The organism is Agromyces capsici, assembly GCF_058349965.1.
In genome coordinates, this window is the sequence record NZ_JBYRET010000001.1 from 87,355 (window position 1) to 100,774 (window position 13,420).

The 13,420-nt window shown below is 70.7% G+C and carries 11 protein-coding genes; 7 read left to right on the plus strand and 4 right to left on the minus strand.

All coding sequences use genetic code 11. From position 1 onward, the window contains the following. Positions 1 to 40: 40 nt before the first annotated feature. The 7 genes from AC3RKB_RS00480 (at position 41) to pstB (ending at position 8,652) form a co-directional block, all read left to right on the plus strand. Positions 41 to 2,221, plus strand: coding sequence for an RNA degradosome polyphosphate kinase (locus AC3RKB_RS00480; protein ID WP_491434022.1), 2,181 nt, complete (start codon positions 41 to 43; stop codon positions 2,219 to 2,221). Beyond that, positions 2,218 to 3,162, plus strand: a complete 945-nt coding sequence (locus AC3RKB_RS00485; protein WP_491434023.1) for an NUDIX hydrolase — start codon at positions 2,218 to 2,220, stop codon at positions 3,160 to 3,162. Before AC3RKB_RS00480 ends, AC3RKB_RS00485 begins: the two co-directional genes overlap by 4 nt. A gap of 169 nt (positions 3,163 to 3,331) precedes the next feature. After that, positions 3,332 to 4,420 carry a phosphate ABC transporter substrate-binding protein PstS gene (locus tag AC3RKB_RS00490; RefSeq protein ID WP_491434024.1) on the plus strand — a complete coding sequence of 363 codons (1,089 nt, stop codon included), beginning with the start codon at positions 3,332 to 3,334 and terminating at the stop codon, positions 4,418 to 4,420. Positions 4,421 to 4,617: 197 nt separating this feature from the next. Then, positions 4,618 to 5,715, plus strand: coding sequence for a phosphate ABC transporter substrate-binding protein PstS (locus AC3RKB_RS00495; protein WP_491434025.1), 1,098 nt, complete (start codon positions 4,618 to 4,620; stop codon positions 5,713 to 5,715). Between the two features lie 87 nt (positions 5,716 to 5,802). Then, positions 5,803 to 6,741 carry a phosphate ABC transporter permease subunit PstC gene (pstC, locus tag AC3RKB_RS00500; protein WP_491434026.1) on the plus strand — a complete coding sequence of 313 codons (939 nt, stop codon included), beginning with the start codon at positions 5,803 to 5,805 and terminating at the stop codon, positions 6,739 to 6,741. Beyond that, positions 6,741 to 7,844: a phosphate ABC transporter permease PstA gene (pstA, locus tag AC3RKB_RS00505; protein WP_491434027.1), complete on the plus strand. Its 1,104-nt coding sequence runs from the start codon at positions 6,741 to 6,743 to the stop codon at positions 7,842 to 7,844. The genes pstC and pstA overlap by 1 nt, the downstream gene beginning before the upstream one ends. A 28-nt stretch (positions 7,845 to 7,872) precedes the next feature. Further along, positions 7,873 to 8,652 carry a phosphate ABC transporter ATP-binding protein PstB gene (pstB, locus tag AC3RKB_RS00510; RefSeq protein WP_491434028.1) on the plus strand — a complete coding sequence of 260 codons (780 nt, stop codon included), beginning with the start codon at positions 7,873 to 7,875 and terminating at the stop codon, positions 8,650 to 8,652. 72 nt (positions 8,653 to 8,724) lie between these two features. Here pstB and AC3RKB_RS00515 read toward each other — a convergent pair whose 3' ends face one another. The 4 genes from AC3RKB_RS00515 to AC3RKB_RS00530 form a co-directional block, all read right to left on the minus strand. Next, positions 8,725 to 9,612 carry an aminodeoxychorismate lyase gene (locus AC3RKB_RS00515; RefSeq protein ID WP_491434029.1) on the minus strand — a complete coding sequence of 296 codons (888 nt, stop codon included), beginning with the start codon at positions 9,610 to 9,612 and terminating at the stop codon, positions 8,725 to 8,727. Positions 9,613 to 9,887: 275 nt separating this feature from the next. Then, entirely contained in the window at positions 9,888 to 10,526 is a 639-nt protein-coding gene (locus tag AC3RKB_RS00520; RefSeq protein WP_491434030.1) for a DNA-directed RNA polymerase subunit beta, read from the minus strand. Positions 10,527 to 11,243: 717 nt separating this feature from the next. Then, positions 11,244 to 12,695, minus strand: coding sequence for a phytoene desaturase family protein (locus AC3RKB_RS00525; RefSeq protein WP_491434031.1), 1,452 nt, complete (start codon positions 12,693 to 12,695; stop codon positions 11,244 to 11,246). Next, the gene (locus AC3RKB_RS00530) at positions 12,692 to 13,135 is read right to left on the minus strand and encodes an SRPBCC family protein (protein ID WP_491434032.1); all 444 of its coding nucleotides are present in this window, start codon (positions 13,133 to 13,135) and stop codon (positions 12,692 to 12,694) included. Before AC3RKB_RS00530 ends, AC3RKB_RS00525 begins: the two co-directional genes overlap by 4 nt. Between the last annotated feature and the right edge of the window lie 285 nt (positions 13,136 to 13,420).

Here is a 13,420-nt window from a genome sequence, read left to right on the forward strand (position 1 = left end):
GCTTCACCCCCGCGTCGCAGGCCGATGGCATGATGTGGGGATGACCGCGGAGAGCACCCTCGACGACGACCGCACCGCGAGCGACTTCGACGACGACTTCGAACCGCTCGACATCGACGGCGCGCCCGAGCTGCTCGCGGAGCGCTACCTCGATCGCGAGCTCAGCTGGCTCGCCTTCAACCAGCGCGTGCTCGAGCTCGCCGAGGACCCGCGCCTGCCCGTGCTCGAGCGCGCGAACTTCCTCGCGATCTTCGCCTCGAACCTCGACGAGTTCTTCATGGTCCGCGTCGCGGGCCTCAAGCGCCGCATCAACACCGGGCTGGCCGTGCCGACGAACATCGGCCGCGCCCCGCACGAGGTGCTGGCCGACATCTCGAAGAAGGCGCACGAGCTGCAGTCCCGCCACGCGGCCGCCTACCAGGAGCTCGTCAAGCCGGCGCTCTCCGAGGCGGGCATCCACGTCATCTCGTGGGACGAGCTCGACGAATCCGAGCGCGAGCACCTGCACGAGTTCTTCAGCGCGCAGATCTTCCCCGTGCTCATGCCGCTCGCGGTCGATCCGGCCCACCCCTTCCCCTACATCTCGGGCCTCTCGCTGAACCTGTCGGTCCGCGTGCGCAACAGCCGCACCGGCCGGCAGGAGTTCGCGCGCGTCAAGGTGCCCCAGATGCTGCACCGGTTCGTTCGGGTCGACCTCGCCCAATCCGTGGAGGACGCACGGTACATCGCGCTCGAGGAGCTCATCGCCAACCACCTCGGCGACCTGTTCCCCGGCATGGAGATCCTCGACCACCACGTCTTCCGCGTCACCCGCAACGAGGATGTCGAGATCGAGGAGGACGAGACCGAGAACCTCATCAAGGCGCTCGAGAAGGAGCTGCTGCGCCGGCGCTTCGGCCCGCCCATCCGCCTCGAGATCTCCGACGACATGGACGAGGTCACGCTCGGGCTCCTCGTGCGCGAACTCGACGTGACCGAGCAGGAGGTGTACCGGCTTCCGGCGCCGCTCGACCTCGGCGGCCTCTTCGACCTCGCCCGGATCGATCGCCCCGACCTGCACTACCCCACGCACGTGCCCACCACGAACGCGCAGCTGATGCCGTCCGAGCCGAACCGTCAGGCCGATGTCTTCGCCGCGGTCTCGCGGAAGGACGTGCTGCTGCACCACCCCTACGAGTCGTTCGCGACGAGCGTCCAGGCCTTCCTCGAGCAGGCCGCCGCCGATCCCGATGTGCTCGCGATCAAGCAGACCCTCTACCGCACGTCGGGCGACAGCCCGATCGTCGAGGCACTGATCGATGCCGCCGAGTCCGGCAAGCAGGTGCTCGCACTCGTCGAGATCAAGGCCCGCTTCGACGAGGCGGCGAACATCACGTGGGCCCGCAAGCTCGAGAAGGCCGGCGTGCACGTGGTCTACGGCCTGGTCGGGCTGAAGACGCACTGCAAGCTCGCGCTCGTCATCCGCCAGGAGAAGACCGGCCTCCGCCACTACAGCCACATCGGCACGGGCAACTACAACCCCAAGACCAGCCGGATCTACGAAGACCTCGGGCTCCTCACCGCCGACGACCAGGTCGGCAAGGACCTGACCCGGCTCTTCAACGAGCTCTCGGGCTACGCGATCGAGAAGAAGTTCAAGCGCCTGCTCGTCGCGCCGCTGCACCTGCGCAAGGGCCTGCTCAAGCTCATCGCCCAGGAGACCCGCAACGCCGAGGCCGGGCGACCCAGCGGCATCCGCATCAAGGTCAACTCTATGGTCGACGAGGCCATCATCGACGGGCTGTATCGCGCGTCCAACGCGGGCGTGCCCGTCGAGGTGTGGGTCCGCGGCATCTGCAGCCTCCGCCCCGGCATCCCCGGGCTGAGCGAGAACATCTCGGTGCGCTCCATCCTCGGCCGCTACCTCGAGCACTCGCGCGTGTTCTCGTTCCACAACGACGGCGACCCGGTCGTCTACATCGGCTCGGCCGACATGATGCACCGCAACCTCGACCGCCGCGTCGAGGCGCTCGTGCGGCTCGTCGACCCCGACCACGTCGCCGAGATCGGCGCGCTGTTCGACGAGGCGATGAGCGGGCACACGAGCTCGTGGCACCTCGACGGCGACGGCATCTGGACGAGGCACTCCACCGACGACTCGGGTCGTCCGCTCGACGACCTGCAGCAACTGCGGATCCAGCGCACCGCCCACCGCAGCACGCGAACGGTGAAGCGCCGATGAGCCAGGTCGCGACCGCCGTGTACGCGGCCGGCGCGGTCTGCTGGCGCGTCATCGACGGTCGCGTGCACGTGCTGGTCGTGCACCGCACGGTCTACGGCGACGTCACGATCCCCAAGGGCAAGGTCGATCCCGGCGAGACCCTCCCCGAGACGGCCGTGCGCGAGATCGCGGAGGAGACCGGGCTGCGCGTCGCGCTCGGCGTTCCGCTCGGCGTCTCGCGGTACGCGATGCCGAGCGGCCGGGAGAAGATCGTGCACTACTGGGCGGCGCGCGTCACCGAGAAGGCCGTGCATCGCTCGACCTTCCGGCCCAACGCCGAGATCGCCGCGCTCGAGTGGGTCACGATCAAGCGCGCCCGCAGCTACCTCAGCTACGAGCCCGACCGCGAGATCCTCGACAACTTCAGCGCCCTCGTCGAGCAGGGCGTCACCGCCACCTTCGCGCTGATCGTGCTGCGCCACGGCAAGGCGCAGGCGCGCGGTGCCTGGAAGGGCAGCGACACGACGCGGCCCCTCGTCGAGCGCGGCGTGACGCAGGCCTCGGCACTCGTCGGGATGCTCGCGGCCTGGGCACCGAAGAAGCTCGTCTCCAGTCCGGCGGTCCGGTGCGTGACGACCGTCGCGCCGTTCGCCGCCGCGACCGGCGCGACCGTCAAGCGCGACGACGGGATCAGCCAGGACGCGTGGGAGGCCGGCAACGACGAGGTGCGCCGGGTGATCGGCAAGCGCGTGCGCGTGGGCAAGACGGCCGTCATCTGCAGCCACGGCCCGGTGCTGCCCGAGATCATGCGCGAGATCGCGCTCGCGACGGGCACTCCCCTGGGCTCCTACGTGTCGGATGCCGCGGGGCTCGAGGTGGGCGAGTTCAGCGTCGTGCACCTCTCGGCCACCAACCCGTCGTCGGGCATCATCGCGATCGAGACCCACGCGCCGAGGGCCTGAGCCCGTCGGCCCAGGCCGGAATGCAGGGGATGCGCAGGTTCCGCACACGCTCACGACGGGCAGTGTTCACCTTCCGTTCACCCGACTCGGTTTCGCTGTTCACTCGATGGCGGGTCCGAATCGGCCGCCGATCCCCTGCTCGTCCGTGTCCGCCTCCCGAAGGATTCCCGTGAATCGCACGCGCCCGCTCGCGTCCGCCGCGCTCGCCGCGGCTGCCGCACTCGTCCTCTCGTCCTGCGCCGTCAACGAGATGGGGCTCGACGACACCGGGTCGACCCTCGAGGGGTACATCGTCGGCGCGGGCTCGTCGGCGCAGGGCGCCGCGCAGCAGGCGTGGGTCGCGGGATTCCAGACGGCGCACGCCCGTGTCACCGTCGACTACGACCCGTCGGGCTCGGGCGCAGGCCGGGACACGTTCATGGAAGGTGCGAGCGACTTCGCCGGGTCGGACCGCGCCTACACGGTGGACGAGCTCGAGGACGGACGCTTCGGCCGCTGCGCGCCCGACTCGACGGTCCTCGAGCTGCCGCTGTACATCTCTCCCATCGCCGTGGTCTTCCGACTGGATGGCATCGAGGCGCTCGACCTCGACGCCGCGACGATCGCCGGCATCTTCGCCGGCGACATCGTCTCGTGGGATGATCCGGCGATCGCTGCGACGAATCCAGGGGTGACGCTGCCCGACCTGCCCATCACGGCGGTGCACCGATCCGACGACTCCGGAACGACCGAGAACTTCACGGACTACCTGAACGCCGCCGCGCCCGATATCTGGGAGTGGGAAGCCGACGGCGTGTGGCCGTTCGCGGGAGGCGAGGCCGCGCAGGGCAATTCCGGCGTGGTCGACACGGTGGGCAACGGCGTCGGGACCATCGGCTATGCCGACGCATCGCGGGTCGGCGACCTCGGCACCGTCGCCGTCGGGGTCGGCGACGAGTTCGTGCCCTTCTCTCCCGAGGCCGCCGCGGCGATCGTCGACGCGTCCCCGCTCGAGGAGGGCCGAGCCGAGGGCGACCTGGCCATCGCCATCGATCGCACGACCGAGCAGGCCGGGGTGTATCCGATCGTGCTCGTCAGCTACCTGATCGCCTGCGAGGAGTACGCCTCGCCGCAGAACGTCGAGGTCGTGAAGAAGTACCTGACGTACATCGCGAGCGAGGACGGCCAGCAGGCCGCCGCCGACGGCGCCGGGTCGGCGCCCATCTCGGGTTCGCTGCGCGAGCGGGCGATGCAGGCGATCGAGTCCATCCGCGGTTAGCCGCACGAGGGTTCGGCCGGCCGCCGAGCGCGTGCACGTGTCCCGGCGGACTCACAGCCGCGGCATCCCGGCCGGTCAGGCCCAGTTCACCTCCCGTTCACCGTCGTGGGGGAATCTCGTCACGCACGCTGGTTAGCGTCGCAGGCGGGTCGGCACCGGCCCCAACCCCTGCATTCGAACCCCGGAAGGGAATTCACGTGAACCTCAAGCGTTTCGGCGCCCCCGCCGTCATCGCCATGACCGCGGCACTCGCACTCAGCTCCTGCGCGGCGAACGAGGGCGGCGCCACCGAGAACGGCGACGCCGGTTCGGAGTCGACGCTCTCGGGCAACCTCGTCGGCGCCGGCTCGTCGGCGATGGACGCGGCCCAGCAGGCCTGGATCGCGGAGTTCCAGACCGCCAACCCCGACGTGACCATCGACTACGACCCGTCGGGCTCCGGCGCGGGCCGCGACACGTTCCTCGAGGGTGCGAGCGGCTACGCGGGCTCCGACCGCGCGTTCAACGACGAGGAGATCGCCGCAGGCGGCTTCGCGGGCTGCGCGCCCGACTCGACGATCATCCAGCTTCCGCTCTACATCTCGCCCATCGCGGTGATCTTCAACCTCGAGGGTGTCGACTCGCTGAACCTCGACCCGGCCACCATCGCCGGCATCTTCGCGGGCTCGATCACCACCTGGAACGACCCGGCGATCGCCGCGACGAACGAGGGTGTCGAGCTCCCCGACCAGGCGATCACCCCGGTCCACCGCTCCGACGACTCGGGCACGACCGAGAACTTCACCGATTACCTCGCGCAGGCTGCACCTGAGGTGTGGACCTACGAGGCCGACGGCGTGTGGCCGTTCGAGGGCGGCGAGGCCGCCCAGGGCACCTCGGGGGTCGTCGACGCGGTGACCAACGGCACCGGCACCATCGGCTACGCCGACGCGTCGCGCGCCGGTGACCTCGGCACGGTCGCGGTGCAGGTCGGCGACGAGTTCCTCGAGTACTCGCCGGAGGCCGCCGCCGCCATCGTCGACGTGTCGCCGTTCGTCGAGGGCCGCCCCGACGGCGACCTCTCGCTCGAGCTCGACCGCACGCCTGACGAGCCCGCCTACCCGGTCGTGCTCGTCGCCTACTCGATCGCGTGCCAGCAGTACGAGGACTCCGCCACCGCCGAGCTCGTGAAGGCGTACTTCTCGTACATCGCGAGTGCCGAGGGCCAGGACGTCGCGGCCGAGAACGCCGGCTCCGCCCCGATCTCCGACACCCTGCGCGAGCAGGCCGTCGCGGCGATCGACACCATCCAGTAAGACGGTCGTGCCCGACCCCGTCGCTTCCACCGGAACGCGGGGTCGGGCACAGCCCTGTTTCCCGATCAGATCAGAGGAACTCGCCAGATGAGCACCGCAACCGCCCCGATCAGGGCGAAACAGCGACCCGGTGATCGCGTCTTCTCGCGCTCCGCAGTCTTCGCCGGCTCGATGATCCTCGTCACGCTCGCGGCAGTGGCGACGTTCCTCATCGTCCAGAGCATCCCCGCGCTCTTCGCCTCGAGCGAGGATGCCTCCATCCTCGACACGAGCTTCTGGCCGTACGTCGGCCCGCTCGTCTTCGGAACGATCTGGGCTGCGGCGCTCGCCCTGCTGATCGCCCTGCCGATCTCGATCGGCATCGCCCTCTTCATCTCGCACTACGCGCCGCGCCGACTCGCCTCGGTGCTCGGCTACATCGTCGACCTCCTGGCGGCGGTGCCCTCGGTCGTGTTCGGCTTGTGGGGCATCGGCGTGCTCGCCCCCGCCGTGCAGCCGCTGTACTCCTGGCTGGTCGAGAACCTGGGCTGGTTCCCGCTGTTCTCCGGTCCGGTGTCCGGCACCGGTCGCACCATCCTCACGGCCGCGATCGTGCTCGCGGTGATGATCATCCCGATCATCACGGCGATCAGCCGTGAGGTCTTCCTGCAGACGCCGGTGCTGCACGAGGAGGCGGCGCTCGCGCTCGGCGCGACACGCTGGGAGATGATCCGCATCGCGGTCCTCCCGTTCGGTCGCCCCGGCATCATCTCCGCCGCGGTCCTCGGCCTCGGCCGGGCGCTCGGAGAGACGATGGCGGTCGCCATGGTGCTCTCCGCCACCGGCGCCGTGACGTTCCAGCTGCTCACCTCGGTCAACCCGTCGACCATCGCCGCGAACATCGCCCTGAGCTTCCCCGAGGCGTACGGGATCAACGTCAACGTGCTCATCGCGACGGGCCTCATCCTCTTCATCGTCACCTTCGCGGTGAACGCGATCGCCCGCTGGATCGTCGCGCGCCGTGCCGAGTTCTCGGGAGCGAACTGATGACCACGACCATCACCCCGCCCGAGACGCGATCGCCCGCCGCGGCCTCGCCGGTGAGCAACTCGCTCACGGCCGGCAAGCTCCCCAACGGCGCACCGTGGATCGTGCTCGGCGCGAGCCTGCTCGTGTCTGCCGGCCTGTTCGGCGTGATCGCCTTCGCGGGCGCCGAGTTCAACTGGGTCGGCATGCTCCTCGTCGCGGCGCTCGTCTACGTCACGACGATCACGCTGCTCTCGCGCATCGTCGAGGGCTCCCGCCGCGCGACGGACCGCTTCGTCACCGCGCTCGTCACCGGCGCGTTCCTCCTGGCGATGATCCCCCTCGTGTCGCTCACGATCACGGTCGTCACGTTCGGGCTCGCGCGCTTCGACGCCGAGTTCTTCACCTACTCGATGCGCAGCGTCACCGGTGAAGGCGGCGGCGCACTGCACGCCATCATCGGCACCCTGCTCATGACCGGCACGGCGGCGTTGATCTCGATCCCGATCGGGCTCATGACCTCGATCTACCTCGTCGAGTACGGCCGCGGCAAGCTCGCGCGCGGCATCACGTTCCTGGTCGACGTCATGACGGGCATCCCCTCGATCGTCGCCGGCCTCTTCGCCTACGCCCTGTTCGCGATCTTCTGGGGCCCGGGCACCCGCACCGGCATCGCCGGCGCCGTCGCCCTGGCGGTCCTGATGATCCCGGTCGTCGTGCGCTCGAGCGAGGAGATGCTGCGGCTCGTCCCGAACGAGCTCCGCGAGGCGGCGTACGCGCTCGGCGTGCCGAAGTGGCTGACGATCGTCAAGGTCGTGCTCCCCACCTCGATCGCCGGCATCACGACGGGCATCATGCTCGCGATCGCCAGGGTCATCGGAGAGACCGCGCCGTTGCTCATCGCGGCGGGCTTCACGAACAGCATGAACTACGACATGACCGAGGGCCGGATGCAGTCGCTCCCGGTGTTCGTGTACACGCAGTACGCGAACCAGGGCACGCCCCCCGAGGCATACCTCGACCGCGCGTGGGCGGCCGCCCTCACGCTCATCCTCATCGTCATGGCGCTGAACCTGATCGCCCGCCTCGTGGCGCGGTTCTTCGCCCCCAAGTACGGTCGCTGACCCCAGACCACCCCAGTAAGGAAACGTCGTGTCCAAGCGCATCGAGGTCCGTGACCTCAACGTCTACTACTCCAAGTTCCTCGCGGTCGAGGGCGTGTCGCTCGAGATCGAGCCCCGCACCGTCACCGCGTTCATCGGCCCGTCGGGCTGCGGCAAGTCGACGTTCCTCCGCACCCTCAACCGAATGCACGAGGTCATCCCCGGCGCACGCGTCGAGGGCGAGGTCCTGATCGACGGCAACAACCTGTACGACCCCGAGGTCGACCCCGTGCTCGTCCGCCGCCAGGTCGGCATGGTGTTCCAGCGTCCGAACCCGTTCCCGACCATGTCGATCAAGGAGAACGTGCTCGCGGGCGTGAAGCTGAACAACAAGCGGATCTCGAAGTCCGACGCCGACGACCTCGTCGAGCAGTCCCTTCAGGGCGCCAACCTCTGGAACGAGGTCAAGGATCGCCTCGACCGCCCGGGCTCGGGCCTCTCGGGCGGCCAGCAGCAGCGCCTCTGCATCGCCCGCGCGATCGCGGTCTCGCCCGAGGTCATCCTCATGGACGAGCCCTGCTCGGCGCTCGACCCGATCTCGACCCTCGCGATCGAGGACCTCATCGAGGAGCTCAAGCAGGAGTACACGATCGTGATCGTGACCCACAACATGCAGCAGGCCTCGCGCGTGTCCGACAAGACGGCGTTCTTCAACATCGCGGGCACCGGCAAGCCCGGCAAGCTCATCGAGTACGACGACACCACGACGATCTTCTCGAACCCGTCGCAGAAGTCGACCGAGGACTACGTCTCGGGCCGCTTCGGCTGATCCGCCACGCGCGTCGCGCACCGACGGCCCGCCCCCGCGCGGGGGCCGGGCCGTCGTCGTCCCGGCACCGTGTCAGTCGCGTGGGCTCAGCAGGTACGCGTTGAGCTCGTCGGTGGCCTCGCGGTCGACCGGCATCGGCGAGCCGTCGAGCTCGGCGATGGGCGCCGCCATGCGTACGCTCGACACCAGCCACGCGGCATCCGCTGCACGCAGCTCGTCGACCGTGAGGTCGCGGTACTCGGCCACGATGCCGCGCTCGGCGAGGTGACCGAAGATGCTGCGCTGCGTGGTGCCGTGCAGGATGCCCGCCGCGGGCGGAGGGGTGAGCACCGTGTCGCCGATCCTGGCGAGCAGGCTCGACGTCGGCCCCTCGAGCACGTAGCCGTCCGAGGAGACGTACAGCGCGTCGTCGGCGCCACGTCGCTTCGCCTCGCGAATGGCCGCCATGTTCGAGGCGTAGCTCAGCGTCTTCGCGCCGAGCAGCAGCCACGGCGCGCGGTCCCCTGCTCCGCGGGACACGCCGCGGTCGAGCGTGACGATGCGGATTCCGCGGTCGCGCGCCTCGCGGAAGTCTGCGCCCGGCGTGACGTGGACCCAGCCGGTGGGCTTCGGCCCCGGGTCGAGACCGCGGCTCAGTGCCAGCTTGAGCGCGAACTCGCCCGGGCCGGTGACGCGCTCGGCGGCGCGGCGGATGATGAGACGCCACTGGTCGAGGTTCGGCTCGGGCAGGTCGCACAGTCGCGCCGAGTTGACGAGCCGGCCGAGGTGCGGCTCGATCTCCTGCACGTGCCCGTCGATGAGTGCGAGCGTCTCGAAGACGCCGTCGCCGCGGTGTGGCGCGAAGTCGTTCACGGCGAGCGCGGCAGCTCCGGCCTCGATCTCGCGGAACGATGCCTCGAGGAACTCTGGCGTCGCATCGTGCGGCAGCGGCTCGACGAGGAACGTGATGGTGTCGGCCATGGTCCGATGCTACGCCGCAGCGGTCGTCGCGGGGAGCGGGCGCGGTGTGCGGGCGACGGGCATGAATATGGCCGGCCGCAGAACGCCTCTCGGCGCGAGGCCGCTCGGAGCGGCGAATATTGGAGCCCGGGGTTACTGCGACCGGCCACGACAAGTGTAAACGAGGTGCTCCGGAGACCTATTCCCGAGCGGGGGTCGGCGTGCGGCTCGGGCGTGTCGGGCGGATGGCGCGGCGGCGCGTCAGCACGTACCGCGAATGTCCGCGCGGGCCGCGCTCAGTCCAGGCTCTCGTGCCGCCAGAGCCGCGCGCACGCGGCCAGTTCCTCCGCGAGCGAGTGCAGGCGCAGGGCACGGCGGGTGAGGATGCCCGGACGGTCGGGGTGGGCCGCGTCGGCGGCATCCGCGTCATCGGCCAGGCTCGCGAACCCGGTGGACGCCACGCGGCAGAACGCCGCCGCCCGCTCGAGCGCCGCCGCGAAGTCGCCCGAGAACACGCCGCGCAGGATCACGTCGGCGAGCTCGCGCACCTCGGCGGGGCCCGCCGGCGTGGGGGCGCCCGCCACGACCTGGTCGATGGTCCGCGATACCTCGCTGCCGCGCTGGAACGCGAGGCTCACGCCCGCGGCATCCTGCCGGATCATGGTGCGCAGCAGGTAGAGCCGCCAGAGCGCGCCCGGCAGGCTCTTCGCCGACGCCTTCGACCACAGCTCGGCGATCGCGTCGATGCCGTGCTCGTCGGTGTACGACACCAGCCGCGCCACGACCTCGGGGTCGGGGTCGGCGCGCACGCGCGAGAGCACCGCCGCGGCGGTGTCGTGCGCCACGCGGCTCACCTGCGCCGGGTCGTCGGCTCCCAGGTACCCCTCGAACATCGTCGGTGGGAACCTCGTGGGGCGGTGGAAGTCTGCGCTCATCGCGGGCCACGATACCCCGCCGAACCGGCGTCTGCGCCGGGTTCCGCGGTCGGCGGAATCGCGGTACCGGTTTCGTCGACCCCCGGTCGAACGCGCCGATCACTCGATGGCCCGTGCACCATGCGCGACGGTCGATCGCCGGTTCCGACCCATGACCCGCACATCCGTTTCTCCACAGTCGACGCAGGGATGGGCGAGCAGGTACTCGGCGATCCGCTCGAGGTGCCTCGCACGGGTCTTCGCCACCTGTGCGGCGACGGCCCGTCCATGCTTCTGGAGACATTCGACCGGGATGGTCAGTGGGGTCACGACGAGGGCGCGCACGCGGCCGAACCGAGCCGGTCCGGTTTGTTATGGTGGTCACGCCCCTATAGCTCAGTTGGTTAGAGCAACGGACTTCAACAGAACAATGGAGCGCCAGCGCCGAAATGCGTTGGATGACCGCCGCTATATGCTGGGACACCCTGAGAGCCCGAGGTACTCGCCCGATGGGCAGTGACAATCCGAGGGATTGGGCAATCAGCAGGTAACCGCAAGGGAACCTCAGAGACTACACGCGGCGCACCTGACCGGCTCGGCCGAAGGTGAAGATATAGTCCAGACTGCAAGCCGCTGAGCGGTGGCTGGGGAGACCCAGTGCAGCAGGTTAATCCGTGGGTCGAGAGTTCGAGTCTCTCTGGGGGCACTGATGCACGCCGCGACCGCGTGCGCCCGGGATCAGGGCGCGAGGCTCGTCGGGGCCGTGAGGCCGAAGGTGTGGCGGAGCGCGCTGCGCGCGGCGTGCCATCCGGCCAGGCCGTGCACGCCAGGCCCGGGCGGGGTCGACGCCGACGCGAGGTAGACGCCCGCGAGCGGGGTGCGCCACGGGTCGGGCGAGAGCACCGGACGCCGCAGCAGCTGCAGCATGGTCGGCGCGCCCGCCGCGATGTCGCCGCCGATGTAGTTGGCGTTCTCGGCCTGCATCTCGACGGCCGTGCGTGACGCCGAGGCGAGGATCAGGTCGCGGAAGCCCGGCGCGAAGCGCTCGATCTGGCGCACGACCGCGTCGGTCGGGTCGACCGTCGAGCCCGCGGGCACGTGCGTGTACGTCCACAGCGTGTGCCGTTCGTCGGGCGCGCGCGTGGCGTCGACGATCGACGGCTGCGAGACCAGCACGTACGGCGATTCCGGATGGCGCCCGCGCGCGACGTCCCGCTCCCCCGCCGCGATCTCGGCCCGCGTGCCCCCGAGGTGCAGCGTGCCGGCCTCCGCGAGGTCGGCGTTCGCCCACGGCACCGGCCCGGACAGCGCGAAGTCGACCTTCGCGGCCGCGTTGCCGTACCGGAACCGCGCGAGCGCGCGACGGTACCCGTCGGGCAGGCGCCGCCCTGCGATGCGCGCGAGCCCGCGGGGCGTCACGTCGAGCACGACGGCACGCGTGCGCGGAAGCGCCGCGAGGTCGTCGATCGCGACGTCCGTCACCACCTCGCCGCCGTGCGCCACGAGGTCGTCGATTAGCGCGCGCACGATCGCGCCGCTGCCGCCGACGGGGATCGGCCAGCCGCGCGCATGCGCGTGCATGGCGAGCACGAGGCCCGCGCCCGCCGTCGCGAGGCTCGGCATCGGGCGGATGGTGTGCGCGGCGACGCCCGTGAGCATGGCGGGGGCGGCGTCCTCGTCGAAGCGCGCGTTCCAGGCCGGCGAGCCCTGTTCGATCGCGCGGAGCCCGAAGCGGGCGGCGACGAACGGATGGCGCGGCACGCGCAGCAGCGTCGACCCCGTGAACTCGGTCACCTCGTCGTCGCGCGCGACGAGCGGGCCGAGCAGGCGCGCGTAGGCACGGCCGTCGCGGCCGAGGCCTTCAGCGGTCCGGCCCAGGTCGCGCCACGCGAGCCCGGCGCGCCCGCCGTCGAGCGGGTGTCCGTACGAGAGCTCGGGCAGGCGCAGCTCGATGCGCCGCTCGAGGCCGAACGCCCGGAAGAACGGCGACGCGAGCGCCATCGGGTGCACGGCGGAGCAGACGTCGTGGTGGTACCCGGGGAGGGTCAGCTCGGCGGTGCGTGCTCCGCCGCCGGGCGACGACGCGGCCTCGTAGACGCGCACCGCGAGGCCCGCGCGGGCGAGCGTGACCGCCGCGGCGAGCCCGTTGGGTCCCGATCCGACGACGGCGACATCGATCGCGTCGGTCACCGGCCCTCCCAGCGGCCCTCGGCGATGTAGCCCAGGCGACGCAGCGTCTCGGAGTTGCGCACATGCAGCAGGGGCTGCCTGACGAACGACGGGATGAATCGCGCCGGCCCCTCGACGGCCTCCTCGACGATGCGCACGAGGCATCCGCCCCCGGCCGGCTTCGCCTCGATGGCGACGACCGCCTCGCCGACGGGCCAGCCCTTCGCCCGGAACACCGCGCGCCTCGGGGGATTCCACTCGAGCGACTCGGTGACGTCGTCGAGGTACACCGGCCAGATCCCGACCGAGTGGTGGAGTCTCCCGCCCGGCCGGGGCCAGTTGCGGTCGACGTCGCGCATGCGCATGGCGCCGACGACCCACACCGGGTAGAGCCATCCGTCTGCGAGCACGTCGAACACGGCCTCGGGCGGGCACGCGAGCCGCCGGACGTTCTGGGCCATCGGACCTCCCCCGGCCGCGGCGCACCGCGCACGGCCTCCGCTCCGATGCTACGGGCGGATGTGTCGGCAGTCAGGGGGTTGCGGTCGGCGCGGCGTGCGGCGTGCCCGCCCGGGCACCACCCGGCGGGGCTCGAGTGCATCAGAGGCCTCGTCGCCCCGCCACGGCGGCCCCTCCCCAGGTTCCCCTTGCCGCGCCACTCTCGTGCGGTGGACTGAGCGTACGCGCTTGCCGCAGCACGACCTACACCCTCGAACGGGGGCTGGACACCGACCGATTGTGGAACG

Excerpts from the sequence above, each read along its gene's own strand:
- pstC (WP_491434026.1), top strand. The coding sequence starts at position 5,803 with ATGAGCACCGCAACCGCCCCGATCAGGGCGAAACAGCGACCCGGTGAT.
- AC3RKB_RS00485 (WP_491434023.1), top strand. The coding sequence starts at position 2,218 with ATGAGCCAGGTCGCGACCGCCGTGTACGCGGCCGGCGCGGTCTGCTGG.
- AC3RKB_RS00480 (WP_491434022.1), top strand. The coding sequence starts at position 41 with ATGACCGCGGAGAGCACCCTCGACGACGACCGCACCGCGAGCGACTTC.
- AC3RKB_RS00515 (WP_491434029.1), bottom strand. The coding sequence starts at position 9,612 with ATGGCCGACACCATCACGTTCCTCGTCGAGCCGCTGCCGCACGATGCG.
- pstA (WP_491434027.1), top strand. The coding sequence starts at position 6,741 with ATGACCACGACCATCACCCCGCCCGAGACGCGATCGCCCGCCGCGGCC.
- AC3RKB_RS00530 (WP_491434032.1), bottom strand. The coding sequence starts at position 13,135 with ATGGCCCAGAACGTCCGGCGGCTCGCGTGCCCGCCCGAGGCCGTGTTC.
- AC3RKB_RS00520 (WP_491434030.1), bottom strand. The coding sequence starts at position 10,526 with ATGAGCGCAGACTTCCACCGCCCCACGAGGTTCCCACCGACGATGTTC.